Consider the following 20282-nt stretch of genomic DNA (forward strand, 5'->3'; position numbering starts at 1 on the left):
CCCGGCTCTACCAGCAGCCTCGACTTGAGGCTTCGCCGAGCCGCCTCGGCCACCCATCATGCCGCATCGATAATCGGTTACGCCCTGTACCCACCGGCCAGCGAACGGACCAGCGTCGCCGATCCGCCGTACCGGCGCCCGGCACGGCGGATGAGGTTTCAGCGCAAGCGAAGTTTTCGTTCAGGTGTGCTAACGTGCCCCAAATTTTGGGAGCGCTCCCAAAGTCGATCAACCCCTCGCACCAAGGAGCACCGTGGCACGTCTACCCCGCAGCCTGATGGCTGCCGGACTAGTGATCGCCGCCTCGGCCTCGGCCATAGCCGTCGCCGTCGGCGTCGGCAGTACCTCGACCGTCGCCGGCGGGAGCCGCTCGGCCCTCGCCGTCAGCGACACCGCCTCCCTCGCGGTCAGCGACACCGAGACCGCCGCCGGCGGCACCCCGCATACCGATACGAAGATCTGCGACAAGACCGAGACGGCGACCATCCGCGATCAGTACGTCGTCATGAACAACGTCTGGGGCGCCGACAGCGGTCAGTGCATCAACGTGACGGACCAGGGCTTCAAGGTCACCGCTGACCACAGCAAGCGCACCGACGGCGCACCGGCCTCATACCCGGCGGTCTACTTCGGCTGCCACTACACGAACTGCTCCCACGGCACCAACCTGCCGATCCAGGTCGGCAAGATCCACAACGCGACGAGCAGCGTCAGCTACTCGTACCCCACCAGCGGCGCCTACGACGCCGCCTACGACATCTGGCTGGACCCGACGCCGAAGGAAGACGGCGTGAACCAGCAGGAACTCATGATCTGGTTCAACCACCAGGGTGGGGTCCAGCCGGTCGGCACCAAGACCGGCACCGCGACCATCGGCGGCCGTACCTGGGAGGTCTGGTCCGGCAACAACGGCATGAACGACGTCGTCTCGTACGTCGCGTCGGCACCGATCAAGAGCTGGAACTTCAGCGTCCTGGACTTCATCAAGGACATCAAGAAGCACAGCAAGGTCACCGACTCGTGGTACCTGACCAGCATCCAGGCCGGCTTCGAGCCGTGGCAGGGCGGCACCGGCCTCGCCCTGAACTCGTTTCACGCCAGCGTCAACGGCGTCGGCGGTGGCGCGAAGCCACCCGCGCCGCAGAGCTGCCGCGTGACGTACGCGCCCAAGTCCTGGAACGACGGGTTCACCGCCACCGTCACCATCGCCAACTCGTCCAAGACCGCGATCCACGGCTGGAAGCTGACGTTCCCGTTCGCCGGAGACCAGAAGGTCACCAAGTCGTGGACGTCGACCGTGTCGCAGAACGGTCGCACGGTCACCGTCGCCAATGCCCCGTACAACGGGTCGATCGCGGCGAACGGCAGCGTCTCGTTCGTGCTCGAAGGCACCCACACTGGCGCCGATGCGTCGCCGACGGCGTTCAACCTGAACGGAACCGCCTGCACCGCCGGGTAGCACGGCTGCCGCACCGCGGGGCGGGTCGATCCGAACGCCCCGCGGTGATGACCCCCAGCGGTCCTCTTGCTGTCAGCTCGTCAGCTCGCACAATTCGTAGCGCAGGCCGCCGTCCTGCTTGGCGCGGTACATCGCGCTGTCGGCACTGCGCAACATCTCGTCCGGATCCTGCCCGGGCCGGGCGATCGACACCCCGATGCTGCCGCCGATGCGCACGTCGTGACCGGCGACTCGGTACGGTTCGGCAAGCGCGGCCAGTAGCCGGTCCGCGACCGTGGTGGCTTCGTCGCGGTCGACGATGGGGTCGAGCAGAATGACGAACTCGTCCCCACCGATCCGCGCGAGGGTGTCGGACGGCCGCAGCCGCCTGATGAGCCGGCTGCTCACCTGGCACAGCAGTTCATCACCGGCATCGTGGCCATACCGGTCGTTGACCGGTTTGAACTCGTCCAGGTCGACGAAGAGCAGCGACCGCAGGTGTGGCCGCGCCGGGTCGGGGCGCAGGGACTCGGTCAGGCGGTCCTTGAACAGCCGCCGGTTGGGCAGCCCCGTCAGGGCGTCGTGCAGCGCCAGGTACCTCATCCGCTCCTGGAGACGACGGCTCTCCGTGATTTCCCGGGCGTTCACGACGATCGCCCCGATCGCCGGGTTGCCGAGGTGGTTGGTCACGCTCAGGTCGACCCATTCGTACGCGCCACCGGCCCGGCGGACCCGGCCCTGCATGCGGTGCACGGTATCCGGGGCCTGCAACGCCCGGCGGAACAGCGCACGCGCCTCGCTCTGGTCGTCAGGGTGCAGCACCGACGCCGCCTCGAGGCCGAGCCGGGCGTCGGGCGGGAAGCCGAGAACCCTCCTGACACTGGGGCTGTCGTAGGTGATCCTGCCGTTGGCGTCGAGCAGGGTGACGACGTCCGAACCGTTCTTCACGAGCGCGGCGAACCGCTCCTCGCCGCGTCGACGCGTCATCTCCGCCCGATGGTTCATGGCGCTGAGCGCGACACCGGCGATGAGAATCATGCCGAGAAGGGTGATGTCCGATTTGAAGTTGCCGCTGCGGATCGGGCCATAGAAATCCGACAGGGTACGACTGCTGTAGATGGCCCAACCACCGGGCAGGCCGGTCACCACAAACGCCACCATCTTCCGGCCGTCCCGGTCGTACTCCACCGCAACCGGCTCCATGGGGGTCGCGTTGGCGATGGCCGCCCGGACGGCCGGTTCGACCGGTGCGGCGATCCGCTTGATGTCACTCACCGCGGCGAAGACGCCGCGACTGTCCACGATCGCCCCGGTTTCTCCGGCGCCCGCGAACCGATCCGTGTACGCCTGCAGGTGGCTTCCGACGGCTTTGGTGTAGCCGACGAGGACGCCGCGCGGCTGACCGCCCACAATGACCGGCACGCCGGCCGCGGTCAACGGGACGCCGCGTACGGTCATCACCGACGAAAAGCCCGGCTGCCCGGCGGTCAGACCCTCGCGCAGACTCGCGTAGCCGGGGTCGTCCGCCGCCGGCAGGCCGGGTTCGTCGGCGTCGACGTTGAGGATGTTGCCCTGCAGGTCGGCAAGCGCCGCTCCGTGCGGAAAGAACGCCGCTTTGCTCCGGAAATCCTTGAGCAGTCTCTGGTCACCGGGGTCCCCTGCGCGCAGGCTGAATGAGTGCACGTTGCTGTAGTGGGCCAGCTCGCTGGCGGACAGGAGCAGGTACTGGCTCCCCAGGTTGGCGACGGTACGCGACAGGTTGGCGGTGTCCTGCCGGTGGATGTCCTCCGCCGTCCGCTGCGCGGCACTGTTCATCTGCCAGCCGACCACACCGATGGCAACGAGCAACCCAATGCTCGCCACGAGCGCAAACCGCCTCTTGAGCCACACGGTGGCCGTCCTCCCGCAACACGCCCTGGTTTCGGATGGCGGTGCGGAATCCTTCTTGGAGCTTCATGACTGTTAGCAGTCTTGCAATGAGCGGCACTCACGCCACTGAACTCACCAACCCGCTGCCGTCAGCAGCAGGATCTCCGCCGTTGCTGGCGGCAACGGACAGACACGAAGGCGCTTCCCGCAGCGCCGTGCACAAGCGTAATAAAAATTGCACTCGGCGCAGTCAGCTGCCCGTGCGGCCCACCCCGGGCGAATAGCCGACAATCAGATAGATGAATATCGTCAGCTATACTGTCGATCACTCCGGTGGCCACCATGCCGGACGCCTTCGAACGCGACGGGCTTGAGCTGGGCGACCTGGTAACGGTCCACCTGGCCGTCGGTATCCGACCAGCCGTCAGCGCGCTTCGAGGAACGTCGCGCTGGTGAGATCGACGCCTTGGATGTCGCACTCCGGTATCGGCAAGGCGATTCTGGGTACTCCTTTCCCAGGTCCCCTGATGCTGGGGCAGCACGATCACCCGGAGGTGCGGCATGAGCGCCAACCCAGAAGCCGGCCTGCCGGAGTCGGTGCGGATACCGGACGAGGATCCCCGGCTCGTGACCGGACCGCCCGAACCCTCCAGCTTGGTGATCTCAATACCGCGCCCTACCGCCGACGGCGAGGTCGTGGTTTCGCTGGACGGTGAGCTCGACATCGACGCCGCGGCCCGGGTCCGGCTGGCCCTCATCGGCGCTGCCCGTGCGGCAGGCTGCCGCCTCCTGCGGGTCGACCTCAACGCGGTGCCATTCGCCGATTCCGTCGGCCTGGGCGCTCTCACCGCGGGTTGCCGGGCGGCCATCGCCGCCGGCGTCACCTTCACGATGATCAACGCTCAGCCCCAGGTGCGACGCGTACTGGAAGTCACCGGCCTCGCCGGCCCCCTGGGCCTCGTCCCCGCCACCGTACGTCCGCGCACGACACCGCCGTGACAGTTGTTGGGTGGCTGCGCGCCCGGCCCAAGGCAAAGCGCCTATCCGACTAGCGGAATGAGCGCGCGGCCGTCAGGACTGGTTGGCCGACCTCCACCCCTGCTGGTGCAGCCGTTCGAACCCGTCGAGCAGCAGGTCGAGCGCGAACTCGAATTCGAACTGGTCGTCACAGCCCTGGCCCACGACCGACCCTTCGTCGTGGGCGGGGCCGGTGGCGATCTCCGCGATGTGGGGATACCGGCCTGACAGCTCGCGGAACGCGGCTGCCGCCTGCTCCGGGTCAGCGGGTAGCGGTGAGCCGGGGAACAGTTCCTGGGTAAACCCCCACACCCGGCTGCCCAGCGCGTGCATCACGTGGTGGGTGAGGTCGACGGAGAAGCCGCCGGCCCGGAACATGCCGACGACGGAGTTCAGGTAGTCCAGTACGACCAGGGTGGGTCGGGGGCGGGACTCGATGACGCTCGACGCCCAGGGGTGGCGCAGCAGTACCCGTCGGGCCGAGAGGATGCGCTGGCGGATCGCGGCCTTCCAGTCGGCACCGCCGGCCGGCGGGTCGATCTGGCCGACGATGACGTCGACCATGCCGTCGAGGAGCTGCTCCTTGTTGGCCACGTGCCGGTAGAGCGCCATCGGCACAACGCCCAACTCCTGGGCGAGGTTGCGCATGCTCACCGATTCAATCGCGGCGTCGTCGGCGAGCGCGACGGCGGCGCGCAGCACGCGGTCCCGGTTGAGCGGGGCCCGGCGCGCGCCGTCCACCTTCTGGGCCATTTCAACCGCCTTCCCGTTAGTACCGGCACCCGCCCTTGACGGTGTACGGCGTACACCTTACCGTGGCGATGCAGGTGTACGCCGTACACCTGCATCGCTGACCGAAGGGACCGAGCCGTGACCTCCTCCACCAAGCGCTCATGGCTGGTGCCCGTCGGGCTGATCCTGCTCAGCGCCGTTCCGGTGATCGCCGGCGCCGCCCGGGTCGCCCAGCTCACCGGCGGCGGGCCCGTCACCCCGGACAACGCCCGGTTCTTCGCCTCGCCGGCACCCGTGGTGGTGCACATCGTCAGCGTCACCCTGTACAGCCTCCTGGGGGCGTTCCAGTTCTCCCCCGGCTTCCGTCGCCGCAGACCCGGCTGGCACCGCATCGCGGGGCGACTGCTGGTCCCGTGCGGGCTCGCCGCGGCGCTGTCGGGTCTGTGGATGACGCTGTTCTACCCGCGCCCTCCCGCCGACCACGTGCTGCTGACCCCGATGCGGCTCGTCTTCGGCTCGGCCATGGTCGCCTGCATCGCCCTCGGCTTCGCCGCCATCCGGCGCCGGGACATCACCCGCCACCGCGCCTGGATGGCCCGGGGCTACGCGATCGGCCTCGGCGCGGGCAGCCAGGCCCTGACACACCTGCCATGGATCCTGCTGGTCGGCCAACCGACCGGGCTCACCCGGGCGTTGCTGATGCTCGCCGGCTGGGTGATCAACCTCGCCGTGGTCGAATGGGCGCTCCGCAGGCGGCCCGCCAGGCCAACCAGAACCGTCGCAACCCTTACCGACGCTCGGGTGGGCAGCCTTGCCCACCAGGAGATCTAGGCAGGACCCAGCTACAGCTCGCTGCTGGACCGGGCGCCGATGAAGGCGATCAGGTCCGGATCGCTCGACACCAGCCGGTGGACCTCCTCGCCGCCGTCGCACGTCAGCAGAGCGATCGAAACTCCCGACGGCGTCCGGGACACCACCCGCCAGACGGCACCGGACTCCTGCCAGCGGCGCACGATCTCGACCGGCGCCTCCGGTCGGCCAGCACTCCCGGTAGGGCGCGGTGTGGTCATGGCCTCCCCTAACTTGTGCAGGGTTCCTGTGACCGCCCACGGTAGACCGCCCCACCGACACCTCCGCGGTTGCGCGCAAGCGGTCCGTATCGGCGCTCGCACGGCACTACCCGATGAGCTTCGCCGCGGCCAGGTCGGCATCGCGCTTGGCGGTCGGCACCGAGCTGGTCAGGCCGGCGTGGGCTGGGCGCGGTCGGTGGCGAGCTTGTCCGCGAGAGCCAATCCGAAAGCGCTGGCTCACGGCAGCGGCTGGTCGGCGCGGAGCGCCTGTCGATGCGTGGCGAGGACCCGGTAGGCGCGGTTCTCGATCTCCGCCACAGCGGCCCGGGAGACGCCGGTCGGCCAGGTCTCTCCCCGCGCCGTGTCCTCGGCGGTTCGCAGCGCGACGAGCGCGTCGCGCAGCTCTTCCGTCGCGGCGAGACCCTTGCCGGCGTGGTCCGAACCGGCCCACACCATGGCCGCCCGGCAGCGCTCCATGGCGTCGCGCAAGGTGACGGTGGCGTGTGGATGGGCCACCACGAGCGCAGCGCTCAAGCCGATGAGGATCCCCAGCGCGACCCCGGCGGACCGGTCCGTGACCAATTCGTACGTGGAGCTCGGGCGGAGCAGGTCGCTGAGCAGCATGGTGACCGGCGTGATGAACAGGACCCCGAGGGCGTAGTTACGACTGAGGAACACCTCGATGCCCAACTGCATGAGAACGACCAGGGCGGCGATCATCAGCGGGGCGGGGTGAGCCATCAGCAGGAGCGCCACGAGCAGTAGCCCACCGGCGGTGCCCAGACCGCGCTGGATGCTGCGGTGCCAGGTCATCTGTACGTGGGTGGCCTGCAGCACGGCCACCGCGGACACCGGCGCCCAGTACGGGTGGCCAATGTGGAGCATCAGCGCCACCGCGCCGGCCACACCGGCCCCCAGCAGCACTCGGCCGGCGGTGAGCAGCCGTAAGACCGCGGCGTGCCGGGCGTTCCGCCGCTGCAGGGCGACGACCTCGGGCGGCAGCGCCGTCGAGGAGGACCGCTCATCGTCGAAACGGTCAGTACCGCGGGAGTCCCGCAACCGCAAGGTCGTGCGGCGCAGCGCTGAGGCTTCCTGGCGTAGCGCGGGCACCCGCGCTGCGATGCCCGCGTGCCCGGGAGCGAGCACCGCGTCGGTGAGCAGCGCCTCGGCCCAGTGCAGCAAGCTGTGCAGTTGCCTTCGGGGTACGGGAGGAGCCGCCTGGATGAACGCGCTGGCGCGGTTGATGGCCGTGTGCGCGCGGTGCCAGTGCCGGGGCGTGACCGCTTCACCCAGGGCGATCACCTCCGCGGTGGTCGCCAGCGCAGCGGCGGTGGCGCGGCGCTCCGGCCGGTGCGGATCCGCCAGCCCACCCAGCATGGCTACGCACCAGGAAATCGCTGCACCACCGGCGGCCAGCAGTACCCGGGTGACGACGTCCGCCGCCCCGGTGGGCAGCTGGGAAGGTGCGGCGAAGGCGAACAGGAACATCCACGCACCAGGAGGACCCAGGCCCGCCTTGTCGCATCCCCACTTGGCCACCGCCGCTACCACGGCGACCGCGGCGACCCACCACCAGCCCGTCAGGTACAGGGCGCTGGCGCTGCCCAGCCCGACCGCGGCCACGAACGACGCCCCGACGCCGGCCAGAATCCGCGCCCGAGACCGATAGGGGCGGTCGGTGGCGTACAACCCGGTGAAAGCGCCGAACGCGGCGAAGACAGCAATCTTCGGATGCCCTGCCAGCACCAGCGCGAGCAGCGGCAGCCCCATGGCCAGAGCTGATCCGACCGCGGTGGCTAATCCCCGGTCGGATCCCTGCACCGTGAGAACCGTGGGCCAGGAGTGGGGCGTACCCTGCTTGCCCTCCGCCCGCTGCCGCACGAACCAGATCCTAGGCACGCACAGCAACCGCACCGTCACTCAACCCGCGCGGGCGTGTCCCGAGACTCAACTCTCGTCGCACCCGGCCCCTCACCGCGGACGCCCGTACGCCTACCTGCCGGCCATGACGGCCCACCCGGACCCGACGGCGCGGTGACCAATCGGCAGATGCCGCCGCACACCCCCTCAATGGGAGCCGATCCGCACGCACGGCAACGGTCAGCCGTTTGTGCAGAACGGACCGCGACCCACATCACGCATTTTTGGTCATTTTTACCCATAGCGCGGTCGCGCATTTTTGGTCATGATTATCCGTACAGCGGTCAGCAAATGAGCCGCGCACGGAACCTTAAAAGTTCCCTACCTTTGATACTTCGGTGCGTTACTATTCGATTACTCAAAGTGCCCCCGCTTTTGAGCCGGGCAGAATCAGCGGATTTTTCCGCTCTACCGATGAGTAATCGGACTCATGTTGGATGCCCTATGCGCCCGATAGTCGTAGTACGCAGTCTTTTCGGTTAGACAGCATGGCTGGTCACCGGGTCACGAATTGTCGGAACGTCACGTGCCAAGATCGGAACGTCACCGACGAAGATCGGAACGTCACCCACAGAGACCCGAAGATCTCTTCGCTCCGACGCAGCCCCCACATATCGTTTTATCGAGCTTGTCGGTGAACCCTGCCCAACGCTCGTAGCACCGCAGTGGTCCATGCCCACCTAGGCGTGGACCACGTTGAACCGGGTGAAGGAAGGCGACATACGGCGCCACTTCCGTCGGGAATGAGTTGCAGCCCGACGGAGGATCCCGCATCACACCCGGTCCATCTCACCCGTCCGACCCGGGTCGGACGGCGGCCGAGTAACACGAAGGGCGGAGCCTTTGCGGAGGTGTTGAGAGTTCAGGAGCGTGGCGCCCGATTCTGGTCGCCTGCCTTCGGCATCAATCCGCCACGTCTCGCGCCATTTCTCAGTCACACGTTCGTCGGGCTTAGGCCATCCCGCCCGGACAGGAATCAACGGGATCCCCCCTTGCCTTGGCAAGCCGAATTCCTTTGCTCGTAGCTGTCGCAGTGTGACCGCAACGTTACGCTGCGTAAATATATAGACGCTTATCGATATAGTCGCCATTTTTCCGAGCCCTCCGGCATGGGCGTCATGCCTGACGTCGATGGGCTCGCGACCCCGCGCTTTGGGTCACCTCTTCAGGAGAAGGGTTCCGTGTTCCAAATTTTCTACAACGTCTGGTCCTGGATCGTGCAGGCCGTGGGTGAGACGTCGTGGCGTGACCTGATGCCGCTGGGGCTAGCGGGCATCTTCGTCTGGGCGCTGTGGCTGTACCGGGCCGTGATGTCGCGTTTCGCGAAGCCGGTGGTCAATGACTTTCGCACCACTGTTTCGGTGGTCGTCCCGGCGTACCGCGAGGACCCCGACATTCTGCTCGAGTGCCTGGACACCTGGCTGGCACAGAACCCTACCGAGATCATTATCGTGCCCGACGTGGCGGACGTCGAGGTCCAGCAGCGGCTGGCGGCGGTCCGGGATCCACGGGTACGGGTCCTGGTCTTCGAACACCGGGGCAAGCGGTCGGCGTTGGGCGTGGGAATCCGGGCGGCCACGAGCGAGCTGATTGTCTTGGTCGACTCGGATACCCGGTGGACTCCAGGCCTGCTGGACGCCGTACAGATGCCGTTCATCGACCCGTCGGTGGGTGGGGTGGGCACCCAACAGAACGTCTATCAGCGCACCACCAGCGTCTGGCGTCGCCTCGCCGACTGGCTGGTGAATCTGCGCTACTACGACTACGTGCCCGCGATGGGCAAGGCCGGTGGGGTCGCCTGCCTGTCCGGCCGGACGGCGGCGTACCGGCGGGCGGCGGTCATGCCGGTGCTGCAGAACCTCGAGAACGAGTTCTTCCTCGGCCGCAGATGCGTCGCCGGCGACGACGGCAGGCTCACCTGGTTGGTGCTCTCTTCGGGCTACCGGACGGTGCACCAGTCGTCGGCGCACGCGCTGTCGATGTTCCCGTCGTCGTTTCGTGCCTTCGTCAAGCAGCGGGTGCGCTGGAGCCGCAACTCCTACCGGTGCTATCTGACCGCGCTGTGGAAGGGCTGGCTGTGGCGGACCCCGCTGGTCACCAAGATCACCGTCCTCCAGATTCTGCTGACCCCGGTGACCATGGGCATGGCACTGGGGTACTTGCTGTTCAGCCGCCTCGAGCTGACGCCACGCGGCATCGTCCTGGCGCTGATCTGGTTACTGGTCGGCCGCGGGATCCGCGGATACTCGCATCTACGGCGCTATCCCAAAGAGATTGTGCTGCTACCTGCGCTCGCCGTGGTGGTCATCATGATCTCGCTCCCCGTCAAACTGTACGCATTCGTGACCATGAACAAGCAGGGCTGGCTGACCCGCACCAGCAACCAGATCGGCGGCGAAGGACAGAACGCGGCCTCCCTGTCCAGCGGCAGAGCGCGGGTTCCGGCGGGGGTGCGCTGACGATGGCCGTGAAGATTCACTGGATCCGACGCAGCGTCGCGATCGGCCTGCTCGTGGCGGCCGGGTCGGCATGGCCGCCGGCAGCGGTAACCGCCGCCCCGATCCATCCCGTGACGGAGGCGCCGACGACCGGCGCCGAACGTCAGGCCGCGCTGGTCAACGACGAGGACCGCCGGCTGTTCCAGGTACGTGCGGTGACGGCGGTGGCGCCAATCAAGGGCGGTGTGAACTGGACCAAGCCGTATCGGCTGGACACCGGTAGCGGCTACACCCTGGTGCTCACCCAGCAGAGCGCCGATTACACGATCGCCGACCTGCTCAGGCTCGCACCGCAGACCTTCGTCCGGCAGGGCGACGGGTCCTACCTGCTCACCGAGAACCTCTACCTGAACGCCGGGGCCAAGCTTCAGCTATCCAACCCCGGCGGTCTCACCCTGCGCCTGGCCAGCACCAGCAATGGATTCGTCTCCATCGTGTCGTTCGGCGGGCGCCTCTCGGTGGAGGGCACCCCGCAGGCGCCAACGACCATCACGAGCTGGGATACGCGCGCCAACAAACCGGATACCGATGTCAACGACGGTCGGGCCTACATCCGGGCCATCGGTGGGCAGTTCTCTATGACCTACGCGAAGGTCTCCAACCTGGGGTTCTGGAGCGGCCGTACCGGCGGCCTCAGCCTGACCGGAACGGACCGGCCCAGCATCGGCAACGTCGATGGCCCCGGGCCGATGAGCAAGGGCCAGCGCCGCCGGGCGGAGGCCGCCGGCCAGGACCCGGCCAAGGCGGAAGCGCCGCCCAGCGCTGGTGATGTGGTTGCCCAGCCCAGCGGCCCCCTGGTCACCCCCGACAGCCGATTCACGGTGCCGGGCCAGTCGTACATCTCCGGAAAGATCAGCCACTCCACCATCAGCGGCAACACGTTCGGGCTGTTCGTGTCGAGTGCCAATGGCATCAACATCAGTGACACTACGGTGGAGGACAGCCTCGAAGGTGGCGTTCTGATGCACCGGTACGTCACCGGCGCTGTCATCGAGCGGACGACCTCGCGACGCAACGGCGGCGCCGGTTTCGTCGTGTCGCGAGCGACGCGGGAGGTACGTATCAGCGGCTCGACCGCCGAGGGCAACGGCGGCAACGGGTTCACCCTGAGCGGACAGCCGCTGGCCACAGGCCCGTCAGCCTCCGGCGAATCGACCGCCAGCTACGGCTCGAACTCGGTCTCCAACAGCACTGCCAGGGACAACAAGCACTACGGCATCGAGATCCTCGGCGGGATGGATGTTGGCGTACAGAACAACACCGTCGTCGGCAGTGACATGGGCATCGTCGCCCGCCACGGAGCTGAGAAAGTCGCGATCACCGGCAACCGGCTGCGCGGGCAGCACCGACAGGGAATCGCCGTCCGCGACGGCGTCACCGCAGCCACCGTCACCGGTAACGTGGTGGAAGGCGTGAAGACCGCCATCTACGTCCGGGATTCGGCTGCCGAAGTTCGTGGAAATACGATCCAGCAAGCGACCAGCCACGGCATCACCTTCATCGGCCAGACCCGCGGTTCGGTCATCTCTTACAACGTGGTCGCCGGGGTCGGTCCGAGCGCGCTCGACACGGGCCGAGCCAACTCCGACATGGTAATTTCCCGGAATCAGACCTTCGCGTGGCACGACACCAGCTCCTTCTGGGTCAAGTTCCGGCACTACGCGAGCCCGATGACACTGCTGTGGACGGGGATTCTGTTGGTGATCCTCTTCGCCGCGATGAAGGGCGGCCCCAGGGTTTCGGGGAGACGGTCGGCGCGCCACCCGTACGCTGACAAGGCGCCGCTGCCCTCCCCGCCGCCGCGGGAGCTTGCCCGCGCCGGTGGGTGGGGCAACTGGGTCCAGGTCCGGTGATTGAACGCATGACGGAAAACGCCCCCGGCGGCACAGGACCGGACGGACTGGTCCAGCTCTGGCACCGGCTCCGCGGTACGCGGCCCACCCTCGCCACCTGGCTCTCGGTCGCCGCGGTGGCCATCGCGGTGATCGCGCTGGTCGTCGCCCTCGCCTCGAGCGGTGGAGCAGAGCGGGCCAGCGATGCGCGCGGACAGGCGAGCCAGGCCCGCAAGGCGAGCCCGGAGGTCACGGCGCCCCTCGGCGCCGCCCCGGCATCCGGGAGCGCAAAGCCTGTGCCGACCGGCCCGGTACCTCAGCCGAGCGGTTCCACGCCCACCGAGAACCGCGGCTCGGAGAGCGTGACCTGCCCGCCCGCCACCGTCCGGGTCAGCGACGCCAAGTCGCTCGAAACGGCCCTCAGCGGCGCGGCACCGGGTACCAGCATCTTGATGGAGGACGGCGTCTACGCCGGGCGATTCGAGGCCAGCGTGTCCGGTACCGCGGAGAAGCCGATCTTCCTATGCGGGAGCGCTGGGGCGGTCATCGACGCCGGTGACATCAACGGCGGCTACGCCTTCCACCTCAACGGGGCCAGCTACTGGAGGCTTGTTGGGTTCACCCTTCGCAACGGGCAGAAGGGATTGATGGCCGACCGGGTGCAGCGAACGGTGATCCAGGGGCTGACGGTCGAGCAGATCGGGGACGAGGGAATCCACCTGCGGACGTTCAGCACCGACAACATCGTCGAGAACAACACCGTCCGCAAGACCGGACTGCGCCGCGAGAAGTTCGGCGAGGGCATCTACATCGGCAGCGCGCAGTCCAACTGGTGCGAGCACAGTGGCTGCAACCCCGATCAGAGCGACCGCAACATCATCCGCAGAAACACGATCAGTGAGACGACCGCCGAGGCCGTCGACATCAAGGAAGGCACCAGCGGAGGCACCGTCGTGGGAAACACCTTCGACGGGAGCTCGCTGAGCGACTCAGCCGCTGACTCCTGGGTCGACGTCAAGGGAAACGGCTGGCTGATCGAGGGCAACGTCGGGCGGAACAGCCGTGAAGATGGATTTCAAACCCACCAGATTCTCTCCGGCTGGGGAACCGACAACGTCTTCAAAGCCAATACAGCCGAAGTGAACGGCGCCGGATGGGGATTCCACTTCGCCCCGGCCAACGGAAATCGGGTCAGTTGTGACAACAAGGTGACCGGCGCGGCCAAGGGCTTCGCCAACATCACCTGCGCCTGAGCCCTTCCGCACGCATGAATCCGGCCGGCGGCTCCCTAGCCATGCCGGCTATCGAGACGATCCTTGGAGATCCACCATGACGCTTCCATACCCCCACATCCAATCGCTGTCCGCGTTCGCGCGGGTCACTCCGCCGTCAGGCGCGCCGCGGCCCCGGCTGACGTTCCTGGGCACCGGATACCTCGGTGCTACCTACGCGATCTGCTTCGCCGAACTCGGCTACGAGGTGATCGGATTCGATGTCGACGAGGCGAAGATAGCCAAGCTCGCCGGCGGCGAGGTCCCGTTCCACGAGCCCGGCCTGAACGAGCTGCTGCGCAAGAATCTCGCCTCACGCCGGCTGCGGTTCTCCACCTCCTATGAGGAGGTCGCCGAGTTCGGCGACGTGCACTTCGTCTGCGTCGGCACGCCGCAGCGGGCAAACGGGATGGGCGCCGACCTGTGCTATGTCGAGGCCGCCGTGTCCGAGCTCGCCCCGCATCTGACGCGCAAGGCGCTCATCGTCGGAAAGTCGACCGTTCCGGTGGGTACCGCCGAGTGGGTCGAGGAGCTGGTCGAGAAGCACGCGCCGGCGGGGCTGGGCGTCGAGGTCGCCTGGGCGCCGGAGTTCCTGCAGGAGGGCTTCGCCGTTGAGGACGTACTGCGCCCGAACCGGATCGTCTTCGGCGCCAAGAGTGAATGGGCGACCGGCATGCTCTACGCCGCGCACGACGGGATTTTCGACCTGGCGGTCACCGAAGACCGTGAGGTGCCGGTGGTAGTCACCGACTTCGCGACGGCCGAGCTGGTCAAGGTTGCGGCGAATGCCTTCCTGGCCACCAAGATCTCGTTCATCAACGCGATGGCCGAGGTCTGCGAGGCCGCAGGCGCCGACGTCACCCAGCTGTCCCGGGCGATCGGGTACGACCCCCGCATCGGTAACCGGTTCCTGCAGGCCGGCCTCGGCTTCGGCGGTGGCTGCCTGCCCAAGGACATCCGCGCGTTCCAGGCCCGCGCACAGGAGCTGGGCGCCGGCGAGGCGCTGCGGTTCCTGCACGAGGTGGATCTGATCAACCAGCGGCGGCGCCAGCGCGTCGTCCAGCTCGCCGCCGAGCTGCTGGGCCGCAAGCAGGGTCCCGCCGGCCCGGACCTGTCGAAGGCCCGGATCGCCGTTCTCGGCGCCACCTTCAAGCCCAACTCCGACGACATCCGCGACGCACCGTCCCTGGCGGTCGCCGGCATGCTGGCCAGGGCGGGGGCCGACGTCCACGTCTACGACCCGCAGGGCATGGAGAACGCCCGCCGGGCGCTTTCGGACCTGACCTACGAGACCAGCATGGACGACGCGGTGCGCGGCGCCGACCTGGTGTGCGTCCTGACGGAGTGGGCCGATTTCCGCAACGCCGACCCGGTCGCGCTGGGCGAGATCGTCGGCGCCCGCCGCGTGATCGACGGCCGCAACTGCCTGGACCCGGCGCTGTGGACCAGCGCCGGCTGGCAGTACCGCGGAATGGGCCGCCCGAGGGTCGAGGCCTGATTCGCCGTCGCCCGTCCGCTGCAGGGTCTCGCTCGTGCTCGCGCATTGAGCGAGGCCCTGCGGCCGGGCCGATATCCGTCCACCTTCAGGGGAGAATTGCACCTTATGCACCCTGATGTGTGGCTATTCATTCAAGAAAACGAAATTAAGCCAGCGAAGCATTAAAGATCGTTCGCGAGTCTGTCGATGGCGAGCGCAGGAGTTCCCTGCCCTCGTGAGGATGAAGATGACAGTGAACGATGTCAGCGAAATGAGTCGCAGCGCACGGTACCGGCAGACTGCGCTCGGATTGGGTGCTCGGCACTCCCGTACCCTGCGACTGACCGTCGCTGCGGTTGCGGCCACGGTTGTCGTCGGCGGAATTGGCGCTGGTGTCGCACTGGCCACACCCGCCCCCGCCATCACCGCAAATGGTCGCTCGCTGCAGGGAGCGACCGTCGGCACCACGTTCACCGCCGACGTCACCGGCGCGTCGAGCAACCTCACACAGGCCAAGTTCATTCTCGACGGCGTCTACCTGGGAACGGACGAGTCGGCGCCATTCTCCTGGCCGATCACCACGACGAGCGGCTCGCACACGCTGAAGGTACGCGCCGAGGGCTCGACAGGAGCCCAGGTGCGCCTGGAGGCGACGTTCACCGTGAAGACCGGGACGGTCCAGCCGGCTCCGGGCTCCCCCGCCTCCCCGTCCCCGAACCGCACGGCCAAGCCGGTTCCGCCGCAGGCGGACACCCCGGCCACGACCGACCCGGCGGGTCCGGCGCCGACCGCGACCGCCGCCCCGGTTCCCTCGGCCACCGCCACCACGCCACCCGCCGGGTCCGCCCGGGTGTGGAGCGTCAGCACGGTCGACGGGATCCGCCAGGCACTGGCCAACGCCAAGCCCGGTGACGTGGTGAACGTCGCCGACGGCGAGTACACCTTCAAGCCGCGCCTCGTCGCGTCCGCCAGCGGCACGAAGAACGCGCCGATCACCCTGCGGGGCTCCCGCAAGGCGGTCCTGCGCACGAAGAACACTTCCGGCGACTACGGCCTGTGGATCACCGGTAGCTACTGGCGGGTCGAGGGCCTCACCGTCGCCCACGCCAGCAAGGGCATCGTCCTGGACCGTTCGGTCGGCACGGTCATCGACGGCGTCGAGGTCTACGACATCGGCGCCGAGGCCGTCCACTTCCGCACGTGCTCCACCGACGGCGTGCTGCGCAACTCGTTCATCCACGACACCGGGGTGGAGAGCCCCCAGTACGGCGAGGGCGTGTACGTCGGCTCGGCGAACAGCAACTGGTCTTCGTACAAGTGCACCGACCCGGTCAGTGGCCAGACGGTCGGCGACAACTCTGAGCGGGTGACCATCGAGAACAACCTGTTCCGCGACATCACCGCGGAGGGCGCCGACCTCAAGGAGGGCACCGACTCGGGCGTGCTGCGCAACAACCGTTTCGAGCACACCGGGTTCTCGGGGGCGAACTCGGCCGACTCCGCCGTGGATGCCAAGGGCAACAACTGGCTGATCCAGGGCAACGTCGTGACCGACAACATCCGCCCCTGGGTCAAGGACGGCGTGGCTAGGGCGAACGCCTTCCTGGACGCGTTCCAGACCCACGCCGTGTACGCCGGCTACGGCACCGGCAACGTGTTCACCGGCAACGTCGTCGAAGGTGCCGTGTCCGGCTTCGGGATTGCCATGTACCCGGCACTGGCGAACGTCGCGCGCTGTGACAACAGTGCGCCGCGCGCGGCGCTCGGCCTGGTCGGAAACCAGCGCAAGCCGGTGGCCTGCGTTCGCTGACCGGAGACCGGGGTAGCCGCAGCCCCGAGTGCCAGCCGCCCGCGGTCCGCCGGACCGCGGGCGGCTGGCGTTCTTTCGACTCAGCCCTGCCACCCCGTACTCATCGCGCAAGCCCGGCGCCGGGCGCGGCGTAGCTGGCTGTGTGCCGGGTAGCCGCAAGGCATGAAACTCGGGTACTTCCTGTCGTGCGAAGAGTACTCACCCGCCGAGCTGATCGAGCAGGCCAAAGCGGCCGAGCAGGCCGGCTTCGAGGCGCTGTCGATCTCTGACCACTACCATCCCTGGCTGGACGAGCAGGGCCAGAGCCCGTTCGTCTGGTCGATGATCGGCGCGGTCAGCCAGGTCTGCTCGCTGCCGATCACCACCGCGGTGACCTGCCCGACGGTCCGGATCCACCCCGCGATCATCGCCCAGGCAGCGGCCACCAGCGCGGTGGTCACCGGAGGAAAGTTCACCCTCGGCGTGGGTACCGGCGAAGCGCTCAACGAGCACATCCTCGGTGATCCCTGGCCGACGGCGGGCGTCCGCCTCGCCATGCTCGAAGAGGCCGTCGACATCATCCGCAGACTGTGGGAGGGCGGGTTCATCACCCACCACGGCGAGCACTACGACGTCGAGAACGCGCGGATCTACACGCTTCCCGACAAGCCGCCGAAGGTGTACATGTCCGCTCTCGGGCCCAAGGCTGTCAAGGTGGCCGCGCGGATCGCTGACGGGTACATCGGCATCACGCCAGACCGCGAGCTGGTGCAACGGTTCCGCGACCTCGGCGGCGGCGACAAGCCGGCGCAGGGCGGGTTCAAGGCGTGCTACGCGCGTACCGAGGACGAGGCGACGCGGATCGCGTACGAGAAGTGGCGCACCATGGCGCTCCCCGGTGAGCTCCCCATCGTGCTGCCGTCACCCCGTCACTTCGAGCAGGCGAGCGAGCTGGTCACGCCGGAGATGATCAAAGACCTGTTCGTACTCGGCGCCGAACCCGGCCGGCACGTGGCGATGATCGAACAGTACGACCGGGCCGGCTTCGATGAGGTGTACGTGTCGAACATCGGCCCGCACTATCGCGAGCTGTGCGACCTGTACGCCCAGGAGGTCCTCCCCCGCGTACGACGCCGGGAGACCGTCGGCGCCTGACCGTCGGGCAGAGGTCCCGCAGCCACCGTAGTTTGCCGACGGTGAAGGACCTCCGCACCCCGTCGTCCTGGTGCACGGCACCTTCACTCCGTACACGTCGGCGTTCCCGTCACCGGGTTGCTGTAACCCCGCACTGACCGGACGCGATGCGAGCCGTCCCCCATCCGAGGGACGGCCGAGGAGTAAATAATTAACCCTTTTGAATAAAGGCTACCGCTCAGTAGTTACGGAACGCATCCTGATCGTTACTAACTCCTCACCAGGGAGCGCAGCGATGCAGCGACAGGATGACAACCCCCCGAGACCCAGCCGACCGTCCTCATCCCGACCACGGCGCATGAGCCGGCTCCTCACCGCCGCCACGGCGGTCGTCGCGCTCGCCCTGACCAGCGTCGGCGTACTCGCGCCGAACGCGTGGGCCACCGAGCGGGGCCTGGCGCCGACGGCCTCGAACATCACCGGCAACGGCAGCTACAGCGTCACGTCGGCGACCATCACCGGCCAGAGTGGATTCGGCGGCGGTGTGGTGTACTACCCGACCGCGAGCGAGAAGTTCCCCGTCGTCGCGATCTCCCCCGGTTACACCGAGCGGTGGTCGCCGTTCGCCTGGATCGGCACCCGCCTGGCGTCGTGGGGCTTCGTGGTCGTCGGCATCGAGACCAACTCGACCCTCGACCAGCCGGACAGCCGCGGCACCCAACTGATTAACGCTCTGGACTGGGCGAGCAACTCCGCCCCGCAGGCCGTCCGGGACCGGGCCGACTCGACGCGGCAGGGCGTGTCCGGGCACTCGATGGGCGGCGGCGGCACGCTGTCGGCCATGAACCAGCGCCCGTCCATCCGCGCCGGCGTACCGCTGGCCCCGTGGCACACCACCAAGTCCTGGCCGAACGTCAAGAACCCGGTCTTCATCATGGGCGGCCAGAACGACACCGTCGCGCCGCCCTCGCAGCACGCGATCCCGTTCTACAACGGCGTCGGCTCCACGGAGAAGGTGTACCTCGAGCTGGCCGGGGCCGGGCACAACTTCCCGAACAGCGCCAACCCCGACGTCTCGAAGGCGCTGGTGTCGTGGTTCAAACGGTTCCTCGACGACGACACCCGGTTCAGTCCGTTCGCCTGCGACTGGAGCGGCAGCGCGTACTCCAAGTTCCTTAACACCTGTCCCGTCTGAGCTGTCCTCTTCAGGCGGCGCATCGCCGGTCGGCAACCGGCGATGCGCCGCCGACAGGTCAGCCGAGAACCAACGACACTCGGCCATCATGAACACCATCACGGCGTCCGTACGGGCAGCCGCTGCCGCCGCCCTGCGCTGACACGGTCGTGCGTCGGCGCGGGGCGGCGACTGGCCGTCCGGTTACCGAGGCTGCTCGGCCACGGCGAACTGCACCGTGCCCTGCCCGTCCACCGTCGCGTCCAACGTCTTGTCGTCGAGGAGTTCGGCGGCGTCGGGGTCCAGGAAGAGGCGTGCCCCCTCAGTGGCGACGACCTGGTCGCCTTCGACGGGCTCCGGTGCCACACTCAGCGCGAGCGCACCGGCCGCCGGATCGGCGGCGATGCGTAGGCCGCCCTCGGGTGCCGGCTGTTGGCTCGCGATGTCGCGGATCACCATCACGGCGTTGTTGGTCAGGGTAAGCATGGAAATACCTCGCGTTCCTGGTCTTGTCACCTGCGGCCCGCGCTGATGGCGGTACCGGGACACCGCGCTGTCGGCGGTGTCTGTGCACAGGAAGGGCCACTCGGCAGTCGCGCACACCTGGCAGGCGGGCATCGGAGTGGCGCCGGATACGGCTAGATCGGTCCTCTTCCGCAGATGATCGGGTCAACGGCCGTCCGAAACCCACGCTGCCCGCTTCAGGTGGATTCGTCAAGTCGGATGCGGAGCATCGGCGATCTTTCCCGCTTCCGGATGGATCGCGTCAGCGGTTGTCCGAGTGACCGAGCGAGAGCTCCGGTGCGATCCGGTCGCGCACCAGCCGCTTGAGTTCCGCGAGATCGGGAAAGCCGCTCGCCTTGCGCGACCAGATCGTCTCGTCGTCGAGCCTGATCTCGAACACGCCACCCGTCCCCGGCACGAGGGCAACCTCTCCGAGTCGGAGTCCGAACGTGGTGAGCAGCTCCTGCGCCGTCCAAGCGGCGCGGAGAAGCCAGCGGCACTGCGTGCAGTACTCGATCTCCAACCGCGGCCGTCTCGTCGTCACGACCCCGAGTATG

Annotated in this window: 17 protein-coding genes; 11 read left to right on the forward strand and 6 right to left on the reverse strand. The window is 67.9% G+C overall.

Annotated features, from left to right (window positions below; translation table 11 throughout):
* Positions 1–277: 277 nt before the first annotated feature.
* The gene (locus HC028_RS16505) at positions 278–1459 is read left to right on the forward strand and encodes a GH12 family glycosyl hydrolase domain-containing protein (RefSeq protein WP_168078227.1); all 1182 of its coding nucleotides are present in this window, start codon (positions 278–280) and stop codon (positions 1457–1459) included.
* A gap of 72 nt (positions 1460–1531) precedes the next feature.
* On the opposite strand, the gene HC028_RS28505 is transcribed toward HC028_RS16505, so the two are convergent.
* On the reverse strand, positions 1532–3301 hold the full coding sequence (locus HC028_RS28505; protein ID WP_168078228.1) for a diguanylate cyclase domain-containing protein: 1770 nt from the start codon (positions 3299–3301) through the stop codon (positions 1532–1534).
* Between the two features lie 339 nt (positions 3302–3640).
* Here HC028_RS28505 and HC028_RS28170 point away from each other — a divergent pair, with 339 nt between their 5' ends.
* On the forward strand, positions 3641–3763 hold the full coding sequence (locus tag HC028_RS28170; protein ID WP_275408281.1) for a hypothetical protein: 123 nt from the start codon (positions 3641–3643) through the stop codon (positions 3761–3763).
* A 105-nt stretch (positions 3764–3868) separates the two neighbouring features.
* A complete protein-coding gene (locus HC028_RS16515) occupies positions 3869–4306 on the forward strand; it encodes an STAS domain-containing protein (RefSeq protein WP_168078229.1) in 438 nt (145 codons plus the stop codon).
* A 72-nt stretch (positions 4307–4378) separates the two neighbouring features.
* On the opposite strand, the gene HC028_RS16520 is transcribed toward HC028_RS16515, so the two are convergent.
* Entirely contained in the window at positions 4379–5077 is a 699-nt protein-coding gene (locus tag HC028_RS16520; RefSeq protein WP_168078230.1) for a TetR/AcrR family transcriptional regulator, read from the reverse strand.
* Between the two features lie 147 nt (positions 5078–5224).
* Between HC028_RS16520 and HC028_RS16525 the strand changes: the two genes are divergently transcribed.
* Positions 5225–5887: a DUF2306 domain-containing protein gene (locus tag HC028_RS16525; RefSeq protein WP_168078317.1), complete on the forward strand. Its 663-nt coding sequence runs from the start codon at positions 5225–5227 to the stop codon at positions 5885–5887.
* 11 nt (positions 5888–5898) lie between these two features.
* Here the strand turns inward: HC028_RS16525 and HC028_RS16530 are convergent, their stop codons facing one another.
* Positions 5899–6126, reverse strand: coding sequence for a hypothetical protein (locus tag HC028_RS16530; RefSeq protein WP_168078231.1), 228 nt, complete (start codon positions 6124–6126; stop codon positions 5899–5901).
* A gap of 237 nt (positions 6127–6363) precedes the next feature.
* On the reverse strand, positions 6364–8007 hold the full coding sequence (locus tag HC028_RS28175) for an FUSC family protein (protein ID WP_168078232.1): 1644 nt from the start codon (positions 8005–8007) through the stop codon (positions 6364–6366).
* A gap of 1220 nt (positions 8008–9227) precedes the next feature.
* On the opposite strand from HC028_RS28175, the gene HC028_RS16540 reads away from it, so the two are divergent.
* The 7 genes from HC028_RS16540 to HC028_RS16570 all read left to right on the forward strand — a co-directional run bounded on the left by HC028_RS16540 (position 9228) and on the right by HC028_RS16570 (position 19242).
* On the forward strand, positions 9228–10505 hold the full coding sequence (locus tag HC028_RS16540) for a glycosyltransferase family 2 protein (protein ID WP_239075702.1): 1278 nt from the start codon (positions 9228–9230) through the stop codon (positions 10503–10505).
* Between the two features lie 2 nt (positions 10506–10507).
* Entirely contained in the window at positions 10508–12397 is a 1890-nt protein-coding gene (locus HC028_RS16545) for a right-handed parallel beta-helix repeat-containing protein (protein ID WP_168078234.1), read from the forward strand.
* An 8-nt stretch (positions 12398–12405) separates the two neighbouring features.
* A complete protein-coding gene (locus tag HC028_RS16550; protein WP_168078235.1) occupies positions 12406–13629 on the forward strand; it encodes a right-handed parallel beta-helix repeat-containing protein in 1224 nt (407 codons plus the stop codon).
* A gap of 76 nt (positions 13630–13705) precedes the next feature.
* Positions 13706–15145: a UDP-glucose dehydrogenase family protein gene (locus HC028_RS16555; protein ID WP_168078236.1), complete on the forward strand. Its 1440-nt coding sequence runs from the start codon at positions 13706–13708 to the stop codon at positions 15143–15145.
* Positions 15146–15395: 250 nt separating this feature from the next.
* Positions 15396–16934, forward strand: a complete 1539-nt coding sequence (locus HC028_RS16560) for a right-handed parallel beta-helix repeat-containing protein (RefSeq protein WP_168078237.1) — start codon at positions 15396–15398, stop codon at positions 16932–16934.
* Between the two features lie 162 nt (positions 16935–17096).
* Complete coding sequence (locus HC028_RS16565; protein WP_168078238.1) at positions 17097–18068, forward strand: TIGR03557 family F420-dependent LLM class oxidoreductase; 972 nt, start codon at positions 17097–17099, stop codon at positions 18066–18068.
* A 337-nt stretch (positions 18069–18405) separates the two neighbouring features.
* Positions 18406–19242 (forward strand): alpha/beta hydrolase family protein, encoded by an 837-nt coding sequence (locus HC028_RS16570; protein WP_168078239.1) that lies wholly within the window; start codon positions 18406–18408, stop codon positions 19240–19242.
* A gap of 183 nt (positions 19243–19425) precedes the next feature.
* Here HC028_RS16570 and HC028_RS16575 read toward each other — a convergent pair whose 3' ends face one another.
* Positions 19426–19707, reverse strand: a complete 282-nt coding sequence (locus HC028_RS16575; protein ID WP_168078240.1) for an adhesin — start codon at positions 19705–19707, stop codon at positions 19426–19428.
* Positions 19708–19987: 280 nt separating this feature from the next.
* Positions 19988–20269, reverse strand: coding sequence for an Rdx family protein (locus HC028_RS16580; protein WP_203981562.1), 282 nt, complete (start codon positions 20267–20269; stop codon positions 19988–19990).
* Positions 20270–20282: the final 13 nt, after the last annotated feature.

Source organism: Planosporangium flavigriseum, assembly GCF_011947225.1.
GTDB lineage: Bacteria > Actinomycetota > Actinomycetes > Mycobacteriales > Micromonosporaceae > Planosporangium > Planosporangium flavigriseum.